Genomic DNA, 13,551 nt, shown 5'->3' with positions numbered 1-13,551 from the left:
ATGCAGATCACGGCTATCATGCGTCAAAGACATCATTGTAATCACAAGGTAAGCACCTGTGAACGATCGCCCCGACTTCGCGCGCGTAGGCAGCGGTCTCAGCGATGGCCTTGTCATCGGCACCTTCATAGGACGCAACAAGTCAGGCGAGCCGATCGTCTCCGTACCGGACGGAATCGAGAGCAGGATGGTTGCTGCCCGCGCTGCAACCATGCTCGAGGCGTCGGATTTCGGGACCGACGTGGTCGTGATGTTCGACGGTGGCGATCCCGACCGCGCCGTCATTTTGGGCCGCCTGCTGCGTCCGAAGCCGGTTGCCGCAGAGGATCTCGCCGTGACACTGGACGGGGAGCGCCTGGATCTTTCCGCCGAACGTGAGATCGTGCTTCGCTGCGGCAAGGCCAGCATAACGCTGACCCGTACCGGCAAAATCATTCTGCGCGGCACCTATATCCTCAGCCGCTCCTCGGGCCCCAACAAGATCAAGGGGGGCTCGATCCAGCTTAACTAGAGCCTCGAATGTCGCGCCGCGTTATCGAGCATATCGTCGAGCAACATGCCGAAGACGCGGCGTTCCTTTGGCTGCAGCGTGATAGGGCGGTCGATGCTCCCGATCAGTACCTCAAGAATTTAAGCCGACTGGACGACCGTCTGGAGGCACATATCGACGGTCTTCGTGTTGCGGGCGAGTGGGGCTGGCAGGTAGCCGAGAAGGCCTTCGACCACTATCAGGAGCCGGGCGAGACTTTCGTGGCTGCCGTCCTTGCCTTCGAGAGCCTGTCCGAGAACAGGATTGGCTACGTTCTGAATCTCGCCGAGGCATCTCCAGATTTATTCCGAGCTTCCGTATCGGCCCTGGGTTGGGTCGAGCCGTATCGAATTCAGGAATGGGTACGCTCCCTTTTGGAGGATCCGCGCCCCATCCGGCGCCTGCTTGGTTTGGCCGCGTGTTCGGTCCGGCGGATCGACCCCGCGAGGCGCCTTTCAGAGTTGCTTAACGATAGTCCAGCGGTGCGCGCCAGAGCCTTGCGCCTGGCCGGGGAAGTTGGGCGCGTCGATCTGCTCTCCGACATCAAGGCGGCCCTAAATGACCCACAGGAAACTTGTCGATTTTGGGCCGCATGGTCCTGCGTGCTGCTGGGAGACAGGCATGAGGCACTGGAAATCTTGCGGAGGCACGCCAGCGTCGACGGGATTGGTTGGAAGGGCGTGCAACTTCTGTTGCGCGCCACGGATCACCAAAGCGCCGTGCAATGGCTGCTTAGTCTGCGTGGGGATCGTTCGAAGGAACGTCTGATTGCTGCCGGGTCGGGCATCCTGGGGGACCCCATCTTCGTGCCGTGGCTGACCACACGAATGCGCGACCCGAAGCTCGCACGGCTGGCCGGCGAGAGTTTTGAGACCATAACCGGAATGTCAATCGAGCGCGAAGGGATGCATATCAAGGCGCCAGCCGACGTGGATTTCGAGAATGCGTCACCAGCCGACTATTTCGCTCGCGACCAGGATCTGGTCTGGCCCGATGTCCGCAAGATTCGCGAATGGTGGCGGCGCAACCAGACGGACTTCGGTCAGGGGAAAAGGTATCTGCAGGGCAAGCCTCTGGCGGCGGCGAGTCTGGCGGAGATCTTTGCAAACGGAACGCTGCGTCAGAGGCGATGCGCTGCTCTTGAGTTAGCGTTAAGTGCGCCGGACGCCCCACTGGCCAACAGTTCGGCACGTTCGCTCAAGCGGCTCGCGCCAACTGGTTGATCCAAGCGGCCCGCCTGGCGCACGCCGCTCAATTCTTGATGTGTCCTTGGCGCTGTCCCCATTCCAGGACCTTGCCGGCAAGCGGGACACTTACGGCCTGATCACCAAAATATTCCTCGAAGCGAAGCCCTGCCGCGCCAGGGTTATTCGTAAAGAGATCGCTCTCCTGCCGCGCCTCGGGAAACAGCTCAAGAAACGACGCGCCTGCGGTCACGGCAAGGGCGGGATTGCCCATCTGTTCAATCAACCACGGGAGAAGCGATCGATCGCCAAGCATGCCCGCCGCCCTCACCCCGAGGGAGGCGCTCTGCGGCGAGGTATATAGCGAGCCTACCCAGCTTCGCGCTTCCTTCATCGGCGTCGCCTTCACCGCAGCTCGAAGCGCGCTCAGCGCGTTGCCGTCGCCTCGCACTGCTACCCTCCTCAGTTCAGGAACAGCGAGGTCGCCCGAGCCAAGTTCGCTCAAAGCCCAGGCTGCCCAGAAACGCACCTGCTGGTCCTCATCGGAACCCGCATTCCTGACTTCGCCCGCCAGATCGGCGCGACCGAGCTTCGCGACCAGCCGAAGGCTCGCCGCACGTACTGACGTGTCGGGATCGCGCAGTCGCAACGACAGCATCTGTTTTGGATCGACCCGGTGTTCGAGGCAGGCCGACACGCCCAGGAATCGCTTGAACGGGTCACGCGCGTCATTAATCCACGCTCGCACCCATGGCGCAATTAGGCGAGGCGCATGCCATGCCAGCGCCCCGAGCAGGCCACCTGGGCCGTTGATCGCGTTGCGACCAATTTCAACTGCCTGCGCAACATGATCGGCGCTCTCGAATTCGAGAGCCGTCCAAGACACGACGAAGAGTTCGCCCTTGCCGGGCGACGCCTCATGGAGGGCGAGGACACAGGGCCAAGCCGCCCGGCTGGCGACCCGTATGCCATCGAGACTTATTTCCAATCTGTCGTCTATGGCCGCTGCGGCGTCCAGATCTGGAGGATCGTCAAGGGCTAAACTGTCCCTTTGTGCCCACAACGATGCCGCCTGCTCTGCATGCTGCCCTACAATATTCTCTAGGATGATCATTTGGGGCAAAGAAGCCGTTCTCTTACGGTACACGATGTTGTCAAGGCGCTACCCGGCCATCAACGACAACAAGGCTCCTCTAGTTTTCGTGGATTTTGGAACCCTTCATGGTGATGTCGCTCGATGCCTTGATATTGATCTTGCCGGATCCGTTGACGGTAATGTCTTTGCCCTTGATGATGATATTTCCATCCTTCTTCATGGTGATCGAGGCGCTGCCACACGTCAGCGAAATCGAATCCCCGGCGTCGATCGCAAAGTCCTTGCCGATCTTGAAACTGCCGTCGTCGGCAACATCCACGGCACTAGCCTTGCCGACCTTCAGGGCGTGCCCGCCGCCGACGTCGGTCGAGTCGTCCGCGCCGATCTTCAACTTGCGGCCTTTACCGATTTCAAAATTTTGGCCACCGCCGACCTTCTTATTCTGGTCCGCAGCGATGCTGATATTTTGGCTTGCGCCAATCTTCCATGTATCTGACGCGCCGATATCGTGGCTTTGACCGATGCCCACCGTCACTGAACGCGAGGCGCCGATGGTGTTGGTCTGCACCGCACCCACGGTCCTGGTCTCGGCGGCGCCGACGCTGTCGATGCGCGCGGCGCCAACCGTGATGGTCTGGATCAGCGCAACGGTCTGCGTGTGATTGGACCCGATTGTCTCCGTCGAGTTCGCTCCAATACCGATCGTCTCGTTCGACCCCACCGTCAGCGACCTGTTCACCCCCACCGTCTCGGTGTCGTTGTTGCCGATATCCGTGGTCTGGTCGACGCCGACCTTGACCGTCTTGTTGTTGCCGACGTCCTCGTCGAGGTTGTGGCCGACGGAGTGCTTGGCGTCGTGGTCGATGCGGTCGGACTGGTCGTGCTGCACCAGCTTGGTGCGGTCGTTCTTGATCAGAAGGTTGTGGTCCTTCTGCGCCTGGAAATTGACGAGTTCGGAGCCGGCCTTGTCCTCGAACATCAGCTCGTTGTAGCCGCCGCCGCCTTTCGAGGAGTCCGATTTCCAGCCGGATTGCGTGGCGTTGCCCGGCAGTCCGTAGGGCGGCATCTGCGAGGCGTTGTAGACGCGGCCGGTGATGATTGGCAGATCCGGGTCGCCTTCGATGAAATCGACGATCACCTCTTGGCCGATGCGCGGTATCTGGATGAAACCCCAGCCGCTGCCGGCCCAGGTCTGTGAAACCCGCACGAAGCAGGAACTGTTCTGGTCCTTCTTGCCGAGACGGTCCCAGTGGAACTGCACCTTCACTCTGGCATATTTGTCAGTAAAAATTTCCTCGCCGGACGGGCCGACCACCGTCGCCGTCTGCGGACCGCGCATGATCGGCCGTGTCGTGACTCGCGGCGGGCGATAGGCCAAGGCGGTCGGCGCCACGCCGAGGATCACCTTGAAGTTCTCGCTTTCGACGTCGGCAAGGGCTCTGTAGCCCGGATCGAACAGCCTGTATTCGGCGCTGACCACCAGATATTCCTGGTTCTGGTCTTCCCTTGGGAAGCCGTCCAGCTTGAACGTGCAGCCGGAATACAGGCCGCGCACGGTGCCGACTGCAGCAATGCGCTGGTGCACGGCCTGGATTTCCTCGCGCCGGATCGCGGCCAGGCTGTCGCCGCGGCCGACGTCGAGATGCGCGCCCGGCTGGCGGTAGTTCTCGCCCGCGGCCAGCTTGTGACTGAACGGCTGGGCGGATTTGGCCATCAGGTCGGCGCCCGGCTTCTCGAAATCATAGTCGGTATGGACATAGGCGCCCGGCCGCACCGAGCTGCCCGGAATCCATTCGGTGATGTATTCGACATCGCGCCGGGAGCCCTGCCCTTCAAAGTGATAGGGCACCTTTTCATAGCCCGGCGCCGGCTTGAGCTTGCTCATGGCATCGGCCAGCACAAGCGTGTGCTTGCCCTCGTCGTGCTCGAAGAAATACAGGATGCCTTCGTGCTCGAGCAGCCGCTGCACGAAATCGAGATCGCTCTCGTCGTACTGGACGCAGTATTCGCGCGGCGGATAAGATCCTTGCAGGCGCTTCTCGAATTTTGCCGTGCTGTACTTCGAGAAAACCTCCTCGACGATTTCGATGACGCTCATGTTCTGGAAAATACGGCAGTCGGTGGTATTGCCGAGAAACCAGAGCCATGGCCTGACGACGGCTTCGTAGTATGCCAGACGGTCCTCGATTCGGGTCAGCCGAAACTCGGAGACAAGGCCGCTGAACCAGCGTTTGGGATCGGATTCACCTTCGACCGAAACCGCGCCGCCCAGCATCTTCAGCGGATCGATTTCGGGGCTGTTGCTGACGAACCCGACCGTATAGGCCAAACAACGACTGATCTCATCGCGCCCGACAAGATGCGTGAAGGTCAACAGCTCAGCGCCAACCGGCGTCTGCACAACCGTAGCACGTTCGTTCGGCATGGGTCGTGCCCCCTCCCGCCGCTCGTTTCTGCCTGAGCCTAGCACATGTCTTGCACCGACCAAAGGGGACCCTTGGCGGCTGCAGCCTGGTCGTCTGTGGAATCATCGACTTGAACGCTTCTGTGCCGCCGCGCTCAGAAATTGCTGGTATAATGGGGTGTCCTGGGCGAGTTTCCCGACAGGATCGACGGCGATTTTGAATGTTCATCAGGCTGCAGATCAACAATGTCGTCTCCCTGCCCGCCGGTATGTCGACCGGCTACTCCGCTCGTGATCGCAGCTTTGAAATCGGCCGCGAAGCCTGTGACTGGACCTTGCCCGATCCCGACAAGTTCATCTCCGCCCGACACTGCGAAGTGCGTTACCAGGCAGGCGCGTTCTGGCTGCACGACATCTCGCGCAACGGCACATTCATCAACGGCTCGACCCAGCGCATGGCCGGCCCTCACCGGCTCGGTCAGGGCGACCGATTGCTGATCGGCCGCTATGTCGTCCTGGTGTCGATTGATGACGAGCGCGCCGCGACAAGTGATCCTCGAAGCAGCCACGGTTCGACGCAGCGACAAATGCCTGTCGCAACCGGCCGGCCGCAGGATTTCGGAGACCAGCCTTTCTTCGATCCGGTGGAGCAACGGCCCGGGCAGAGAGCACCGGTGGCTTCGCCGCCCGCGCCTCTCGCTTCGACGCCCGCGCCTCTCCCTTCGACGAAAGACGAGGTGCTGCGGGACATCGCGATCGCAGCCGGCATCGCGCCGGAATTGCTTCAATCGCGTGATCCGCATGAAGTGGGCGCCGAAATCGGCGCGGTGCTGCGGACGGTTGTCGAGGAACTGGCACAGCTGCTGAAGGCTCGTGCGGCTGCGAAAATACTGGCCAGGAGCACGCACCGGACGATGATCAGCGCTGCCGACAACAATCCCCTGAAGTTCGTCCCGGGAACCGACGACATCCTCGAAATCATGTTTGCGCGGCGCAGATCCGGCTACCTTGATGCCAGGCACAGTGTCGAGGACGCGTTCCGCGATCTCAAGACGCACGAATTTGCCACCTATGCAGCCATGCAAGCTGCGCTCTCCCGGCTGCTTGACGATTTGTCGCCTGAGGCGATCAGCAAAAAACTCCCACCGACGTCGTTCACATCGAAGAAGGGCCTGGCCTGGGACGCCTTCGTCGCCAAATGGCGGACCATGGAGGAAGCACACGAAAACGGAATGCTGGACATATTCCTGGCCTATTTCAGCGAAGCCTATGCCAAAGCCGACAAGCAAAAGTAGACCGGAAACCTGGCAGATGCCCCGGAAATCGAATCTGTTTGCTGCGCTGAGCTTCGGCTGCGGAGAGTTGGAAAGTACTCGTTCCTCGACACAGTAGTTTTGACAGGTCGAGCCGATCGGCAGCGAACGTCAATAATTCCATCGGTGGCAAATCTCAGTGGCAGATCGCAAGCGTGGAAGATTGGCCGAAACACTCCTCCACTTCGTCATCCCAGGGCAAGCAAGGAGCGAAGCGACGCGCGCAGACCCTGGGATCCATGCCGTTACCTCAGCCGAGGAATGCAGCGGACCCAGGATAAAAGCTGATCTGTAGTGATCCTTCGCGCCCCCCTCTGTCCTGCCGGACATCTCCCCCACTTGGGGGAAGATCGGCAGCTTCGCGGACGGCGTCCTTTTTGCAAGGCTAGCAGTTGGCGAAATCAGTGATGAAGGCCAATCTCCCTCCTTGTGGGGGAGATGTCCGGCAGGACAGAGGGGGGCGCCTCGCTCCGCGATCAAAGGTTCTGCACCGCAGCAGCGTTCCGAGGTAACGGCATGGATCCCAGGGTCTCCGCGACGTCGCTTCGCTCCTGCTCCGCCTTGGGATGACGAAGGTGTGGTGGCCTACGGCTAATCGCAGACGTTGGAGATTGTGCAGTTGGACCGTCGACAATCCCTTTCAGGCTCGCTCTCAACCAAGTCCTCTGTGCAGAGGAACTAGGGCGTCCTTGGCGAGCCCAAAGATACGGCGCTGTCGTTGGCGAAGAAAAATCCCTTCGCAGCGCTGCATCCGGTTCCAATCGACCGTTTCTAAGCTTACGATCATTTTCGACAGTTCGCCAGCGGGTAAGGCTGATTGACCTGGGGGTCTGCGGCACATGTCATGTTACGGCGGGTTAGAAAGATATAGTCGATCTTCCTCCAGACACTGCCCTCGTCAGCAGCGCCTGCAGGTCCTGCGCCTGCCGTCCCTGCGCCCGGCCGGGGACCGTCTTGCCCTGATGTGGCGCACACGCGGCACCCCCGCGTGGACGGGCGTTTGGCGATGAGCTCGAAGGACGATCCTTTCGGCCCAGCGGGCAAGACCGTTTTTCGCGCACCGCGCCGGGCTGAGAAATCAGCGCCCGATCCCCAGGAGCCCGTTCCCGACGGCGGGCGCCCCGGTCCCTCGCCGGTCAAGGATTCAACGGTTTTCGATCCAGTCGCTCGGCATGCACCGCCGGGCTGGACATCCGGAACCGTGATTTATCAGGGGGCAGACCCCGGCGCAGCGGCGGCAACCGGTTCCGTTGCGGCGGCGCCGGGCATTCAGCAGGACATCCTGCTGAATGCCACGGACAGCGTCAGATTTTCCGCAGCAAATCAGATCCTCGCCGCGGCCGCTCCTTTGCTGGTGCTGTTTGGCCAGCTCAGGCTTATGGCTGTCGAAAGGCAGGCGGAGCAGCTGGCGGAACATGTCGCCGAGGCGATCGAAAAATTCGACCGGACAATGGGGAAAGCCGGTGTTCCCGAGGAAGATGCACGGATCGCAAAATTTGCTCTCTGCGAAACCGCTGACGACCTCATCGGCAACCTGCCTTGGCCCCAGACAGACGCCTGGGCGCAGCACAGCATGCTGTCACAGTTCTTTCAAGTCGTGCCCACCGGCTCGGGCTTCTACCAAGCGCTGAACAAGATACTGGCTGCGCCGGAGGCACACTACGATTTGCTTGAACTGATGCACGCCTGCCTGTCGCTGGGGTTCGAAGGCCAGTATCGAGGCCTGGCGCGCGAGGACAACAATCTCGAACGCGTTCGACGCGACGTCTACGAGACGCTTCGTTACTTCAGGGCGCGCGCCGACGACGAAATCTCGCCCCACTGGCAAAGCCTGGCAGTTTCCAGCCCACAGTCGTCGGCCCGGTTGCCGCTCTGGGTGATTGCGGCGGCTGCGTCGGCGCTGCTGACGGCGGCATTCTTCGCCTTGCGGGTCTTCATTACCAACGAGGGCGATGCCCTTGCCGGCAGGTTGCTGGCGCTCGATCCGTCGACGCCGATCGCCATCGAACGCGCCAGCGTGGTGCCGTCGGCTGCGCCGGTGAAAGTCGCTCCGCCTGTCGCCCCTACCCGTTCCCAGATCGATCGCATCCATGCGGCACTGGCCAAGACTATCGCGCGCGGTGGGCTGAGCGTCGGCACGCAGGGCAGGTTCATCATCGTGGAGATCAACAATGTCCTGCTGTTCCCGTCCGGCAGGGCCGAGATAAAACCGGAGTTTGGACCAATCGCCGCGGACATCGCCGCCGCGCTGGAACCGGAGCCTGGACCGATCATGATCGTCGGCCACACAGACAATGTGAAGCCGCGGAAATCGAGCGAGTTCAAATCCAACTTCGACCTTTCCATCGCCCGGGCGAAGGCCGTCGCAGCTGTCATGGCGCCACGGTTCAGCAAGCCTTCCCGGATCACCGTCGACGGCAAAGGTGAAGACGAACCGATCGCCGACAATGCGACGCCGGAAGGCCGCGCCCAGAATCGCCGTGTCGACTTGATGATCCCCAAGGAGGAAACGCTGTGAGTACGGCCACCTGGAAGCGCCCATGACGCGCTGGCTGCTGCGGATATTCAGCGCGATCGCGTTGGCCGGTTTCGCGGCAGCCGTCTGGTTTGCCGGACCATTGATCCGCTTTGCCGACACGCATCCGCTGGCGCCCGTCTGGCTGCGCGTGACGATCATCGGCGTGATCGTTGCGATCGCGACGCTGTTTTACGGAGTGCGTTTCTGGCAAAAGCGAAAGGCGCAAAAGGCGCTCGAGACGATAGTCGCCCGCAATGACGACAGGGACGACGACTCGCAGGTGCTCGAGACTCGGATGAATGAAGCCATCGCTGCGCTCAAGCGGTCGAGCGGCAAGCGCAATTTCCTCTACGAGGTTCCCTGGTACGTCGTCATCGGCCCGCCTGGTGCCGGCAAGACAACGGCGTTGGTCAATTCGGGCCTGAATTTTCCGCTTGCCGGTTCGGGGGACGCCCTGCCAGTGGCCGGCGTTGGCGGCACACGATCCTGCGACTGGTGGTTCACCGACCAGGCGGTGCTGATCGACACCGCCGGGCGCTACACCACGCAGGATTCCAATGCGCAGAGCGACAAGAAGAGCTGGCTCGCCTTCTTGTCGCTGCTCAAGGGATACCGCACCCGGCAACCGATAAACGGGGTTATTCTGGCCATCAGCCTTGCCGATCTCATCAGCCTCGATGATCGGCAGCTTGACGCCCATGTCGTCGAAATACGCAGCCGTCTGCGCGAAATTCACGAAACACTGAAAATCCAGTTCCCGGTGTACCTGCTCTTCACCAAGGCCGACCTTGTCTCGGGTTTCATGGATTATTTTGGCGGCTTCGACGAGCAGCGCCGCCGCAAAGTGTGGGGCGCGACATTCCAGACCGCCGATCGCAGCAAGAACATGGCCGGTGAGGCACCGGCCGAATTCGACGCACTGGCAAAGCGCTTGGCAGAGGAAATGCCCGACCGCCTGCAGGAAGAGGCCGATCCGGTCGCGCGCATAGCCATCTTTGGCTTTCCAGCTCAATTTGACGCACTAAAAAGCCGTATTGCCGGTTTCGTCGCCGGCATCTTCGATCCGGCCCGCGGCCAGGTGAATGTCAGCCTGCGTGGTCTCTATTTTTCGTCAGGCACGCAGGAGGGCACGCCGATCGACCAGGTGCTGGGCGCAATCGGCCGCAGTTTCGGCAGCGCCTCTCGCGCCCATCTTTCCGGCACCGGCAAGAGCTTCTTCCTGCATGATCTTCTGACCGCCGTCATTTTCGCGGAATCCGGCTGGGTCTCATACGACAAATCGGCTGAAAGGCGTGCAGCGATCGCCAGGTATGGCGGCCTTGGCGCAATAGCATTGATGGCTGCCGCGGCTCTCGGCACCCTGGCCCTGAGCTTTTCAGCCAACAGGTCGCTGATCGCTTCGACCACGCAAGCTGCAGGCCAGTATCGCGAGACGGCGGACCCGCTCCTCAAAAGCACTGAGGTCGCCGATGTCGACCTCGAAAACGTCATCGGCCCGCTCGACCAGTTGCGCGAACTGCCGGCCGGGTTCGACACCGGTGACTTGCCGACCCCGATCCAGGAGACATTCGGCCTCAGTCAGCGGCAAAGACTGCTTTCGGCATCAAAGACAGCTTACCGGCAAGCCCTGGAGCGCATGTTCCGCTCGCGCCTGCTGCTTCAGGCCGAACGGACGATCCAGGCCAGGATAACTGATCCCACCGCGCTCTACGAACCGCTGAAGATCTACATGATGCTTGGCGGCAAGGCGCCCAAGGTCGACGACGAGTTGATCGTGTCCTGGATGAAGCAGGACTGGGAGCAGAACCGGTATCCGGGTGAAAACAACCGCGAGGGACGGGCGCAACTCGAAAAGCATCTGCGGGCCATGCTTGAACTGGACGACGCCTATGATCCGGTTTTCGAACTCAACCAGCCGCTTGTCGAAGCCGCCCAACGCTCGCTCGGACGCATGAGCCTTGCCGATCGTGCCTCTGCCTTGGTCAAGTCGGCGGTATACGCCGCGGCGCTGGACGATTTTTCCGTCTCCGTCAAAGGCGGCCCGGAAGCGCAGCTGTTGTTCGAACGTGTCGATGGTGGCGATCTGTCAGGCCTTCGCGTTCCCGGTATCTATACCTATGGCGGCTTCAACGACTTCTATCTCGGGCAACTCTCGCGCATTGCGCAGATGCTTGTCGATGACCAGTGGGTTCTCGGCGGCGGCGCCGAGCAAGGCGGCATCGACCAGGAATTGCCAAAACTCGGTCCCGAACTTGTCGAGCGCTATGGCAGGGAGTTCGCCGCTGCGTGGAACGGCGTTCTCGACAGGCTGAAGTTCAAGGCAATGCTGGAAGACAACTATATCGCGCTCTCCGCCGCCGCGTCACCAAGCTCGCCAATCGACCAGCTTTTTACGGCAATAGCCGACGAAACAGCGCTGACGCGAGAAGCTGGTTCCAGCGAAGAGTCAGGCTCCGAGGCCGAAGCCGGCATGCTTCAAACCCAGCCGCAAAACGCTGCAGATGTCGCCAGCGGATTGGCCCGCATCGGCATTCAAATCGCCAGCGGCAAATCGCAAAGCCGGGCCGGCACGGGGTCCGCTCGCGCGCAAAACCAGAACCCCGGGGCGAACATCGAAGCGCAATTCAGATCATTTCAGGCTTTGGTGAACGGTCCCACTGGGCGCCGCCCCATCGATGCACTGACCCAGAATTTCCGCGACATCCATCAAAGTCTGCAATTGGCGGCCGATGTCCCTTCGCAAACGGAACGCGCCAACATGAATCTGCAGCTGCAGATTTCCACGCTTCGCGCCAATGTCTCGCGGCTGCCCAAGCAACTCGCCCGAATGGTTACTGCGACCGCCGACGAGCTTGACGGCAACGTCGCAGAAACCTCGCAGACCAATTTGAACCAGCTGCTCGACCAGACGGTGACGCGCGCCTGCGAGGAAATGGTCGAGGGCCGTTATCCCTTCGCCAGCGATGGCCCGGAGGATATTGCGATGGCGGATTTCGCGAAACTGTTCGCTCCAGGCGGCCTGATGGACCGGTTCTTCGCACAGAATCTCGCATCGCTGATCGACATGACCGGCCAGGACTGGAACTGGAAGCAGGATGCGCGTTTCGGGCGCGACCTGTCGAAGTCGACCTTGAAAAGCTTCCAACTGGCGGCGGAAATCCGCAACGCCTTTTTTCCTTCAGGTGGTTCGGTGCCGTCGGTCAGTATCACCTTTACGCCGTTTTCACTGCATGGCGATGCCGATACGGCGATACTCGACGTCGATGGCCAGATCGTCCAAAGCAACCAGGCCGGCAACGCGCCAAGCACGGTGACCTGGCCGAGCGGCATGGCCTCCGCGTCGGCGAGCCTGAGCCTCATTCCGGAAATGCCGGGCCGTGAGTCCGCGATCAAGTTCGACGGTCCGTGGGCACTGAAGCGCCTGCTGGACAAGGCCGATATCACCGGCACCGGCGGCAACACGCAAGCCCGCTTCGTGATCGGCGGACGCGATGTCGCCTATACGGTCCAGGCCAGTTCGGACCAAATCCCGCTCTTTCTTCCTGCGCTTTCCGGGTTCAGCTGTCCAAAGGCGTTTTGAGATGACCTCTAGCTTTTCCAATACGGTGCGGCTGCCCATCGGCAACAGATGGGCGGACGTTGATTTCGATACTCTAACGTTCAAGCCTGTGGCAAACTGGCGCGAGCGAGCGCCTGACGGTGCGCCGCAGAGGACGCTTGAGAAGCGCTTGGTGGCAAAGTGAACAATGTCGCCCTTCCCTTTGAAAGCTTCGGCGTTAGCCACAGAGGCTGTGTCCGTGAGCTCAACGAAGACAGCTATCTGGTCGAGCCGGACACCGGCCTGTGGGTGGTGGCCGATGGAATGGGTGGACATGATGCCGGGGAAGTCGCTTCGGCCAGCATCGTCGATCATCTGGCAACGATCGGCATTGCAAGCTCTGCACCGGATCTGCGCGCGCGCTTCGAGGACCGGCTGAGCCGGGCCAATGCCGAAATCCGCAGGATATCGCAATCCCGCGGAGTAACCATTGGCTCCACTGTCGCCGCCCTGCTGGCAATGGATGGGCGGTTTGCCTGCCTGTGGGCAGGCGACAGTCGCGTCTACCTGATCCGCAACGGCTCGATCTCGCAGATTTCGAAGGACCATACCGAAGTCCAGGAACTTCTCGACAAGGGCATGATCAGCGCAGCCGAAGCGCTCGCCTGGCCGCGCCGCAACGTCATCACGCATGCGGTCGGCGTCAGCGACGAGATCGTCATTGATTTCCAGCAAGGCGAAATCATGCCGGGCGACATATTCGTGTTGAGCACCGACGGGCTGACAGCGCATGTCACAGACGCCGAGATCGAGGCGGCGGCGGTGTCGGCGACACCTCAGGCGGCATGCGAAAACCTGCTGCAGATGGTGCTGGCGCGCGGGGGAACGGACAATGTCACGATCGTGCTCGTCAAGATCGGAGACGGGCGCAATGGGGCCTATCCCGGTCCTTCCAGAGCGGAAGGCTGA

General features: G+C 61.3%; 8 protein-coding genes. 6 read left to right on the top strand and 2 right to left on the bottom strand.

Features of this window, described 5'->3' with window-relative positions; translation table 11 throughout:
• The first annotated feature begins 58 nt into the window (after positions 1–58).
• A complete protein-coding gene (locus AC0L18_RS08105) occupies positions 59–511 on the top strand; it encodes a DUF6484 domain-containing protein (RefSeq protein ID WP_473491500.1) in 453 nt (150 codons plus the stop codon).
• An 8-nt stretch (positions 512–519) separates the two neighbouring features.
• The gene (locus tag AC0L18_RS08100) at positions 520–1,752 is read left to right on the top strand and encodes a TIGR02270 family protein (RefSeq protein ID WP_473491498.1); all 1,233 of its coding nucleotides are present in this window, start codon (positions 520–522) and stop codon (positions 1,750–1,752) included.
• A gap of 28 nt (positions 1,753–1,780) precedes the next feature.
• On the opposite strand, the gene AC0L18_RS08095 is transcribed toward AC0L18_RS08100, so the two are convergent.
• Positions 1,781–2,827: a HEAT repeat domain-containing protein gene (locus tag AC0L18_RS08095; protein WP_473491496.1), complete on the bottom strand. Its 1,047-nt coding sequence runs from the start codon at positions 2,825–2,827 to the stop codon at positions 1,781–1,783.
• A 79-nt stretch (positions 2,828–2,906) separates the two neighbouring features.
• A complete protein-coding gene (locus AC0L18_RS08090) occupies positions 2,907–5,234 on the bottom strand; it encodes a type VI secretion system Vgr family protein (protein ID WP_473491494.1) in 2,328 nt (775 codons plus the stop codon).
• A 200-nt stretch (positions 5,235–5,434) separates the two neighbouring features.
• Between AC0L18_RS08090 and tagH the strand changes: the two genes are divergently transcribed.
• From tagH to AC0L18_RS08070, 4 genes are all read left to right on the top strand, one after another.
• A complete protein-coding gene (gene tagH / locus AC0L18_RS08085; protein ID WP_473491493.1) occupies positions 5,435–6,508 on the top strand; it encodes a type VI secretion system-associated FHA domain protein TagH in 1,074 nt (357 codons plus the stop codon).
• Positions 6,509–7,532: 1,024 nt separating this feature from the next.
• Positions 7,533–9,044 carry a type VI secretion system protein TssL, long form gene (gene tssL, locus AC0L18_RS08080; protein WP_473491491.1) on the top strand — a complete coding sequence of 504 codons (1,512 nt, stop codon included), beginning with the start codon at positions 7,533–7,535 and terminating at the stop codon, positions 9,042–9,044.
• A gap of 22 nt (positions 9,045–9,066) precedes the next feature.
• Positions 9,067–12,624, top strand: coding sequence for a type VI secretion system membrane subunit TssM (gene tssM / locus AC0L18_RS08075; RefSeq protein WP_473491490.1), 3,558 nt, complete (start codon positions 9,067–9,069; stop codon positions 12,622–12,624).
• 159 nt (positions 12,625–12,783) lie between these two features.
• A complete protein-coding gene (locus tag AC0L18_RS08070; protein ID WP_027154129.1) occupies positions 12,784–13,551 on the top strand; it encodes a PP2C family protein-serine/threonine phosphatase in 768 nt (255 codons plus the stop codon).

The organism is Mesorhizobium sp. WSM4819, from assembly GCF_055811215.1.
The sequence above is the reverse complement of the archived record's forward strand: the minus strand, read 5'-3'. Positions and strand labels throughout refer to the sequence as shown.

Excerpts from the sequence above, each read along its gene's own strand:
- AC0L18_RS08100 (WP_473491498.1), top strand. The coding sequence starts at position 520 with ATGTCGCGCCGCGTTATCGAGCATATCGTCGAGCAACATGCCGAAGAC.
- AC0L18_RS08095 (WP_473491496.1), bottom strand. The coding sequence starts at position 2,827 with ATGATCATCCTAGAGAATATTGTAGGGCAGCATGCAGAGCAGGCGGCA.
- AC0L18_RS08090 (WP_473491494.1), bottom strand. The coding sequence starts at position 5,234 with ATGCCGAACGAACGTGCTACGGTTGTGCAGACGCCGGTTGGCGCTGAG.
- tagH (WP_473491493.1), top strand. The coding sequence starts at position 5,435 with ATGTTCATCAGGCTGCAGATCAACAATGTCGTCTCCCTGCCCGCCGGT.
- tssL (WP_473491491.1), top strand. The coding sequence starts at position 7,533 with ATGAGCTCGAAGGACGATCCTTTCGGCCCAGCGGGCAAGACCGTTTTT.
- tssM (WP_473491490.1), top strand. The coding sequence starts at position 9,067 with ATGACGCGCTGGCTGCTGCGGATATTCAGCGCGATCGCGTTGGCCGGT.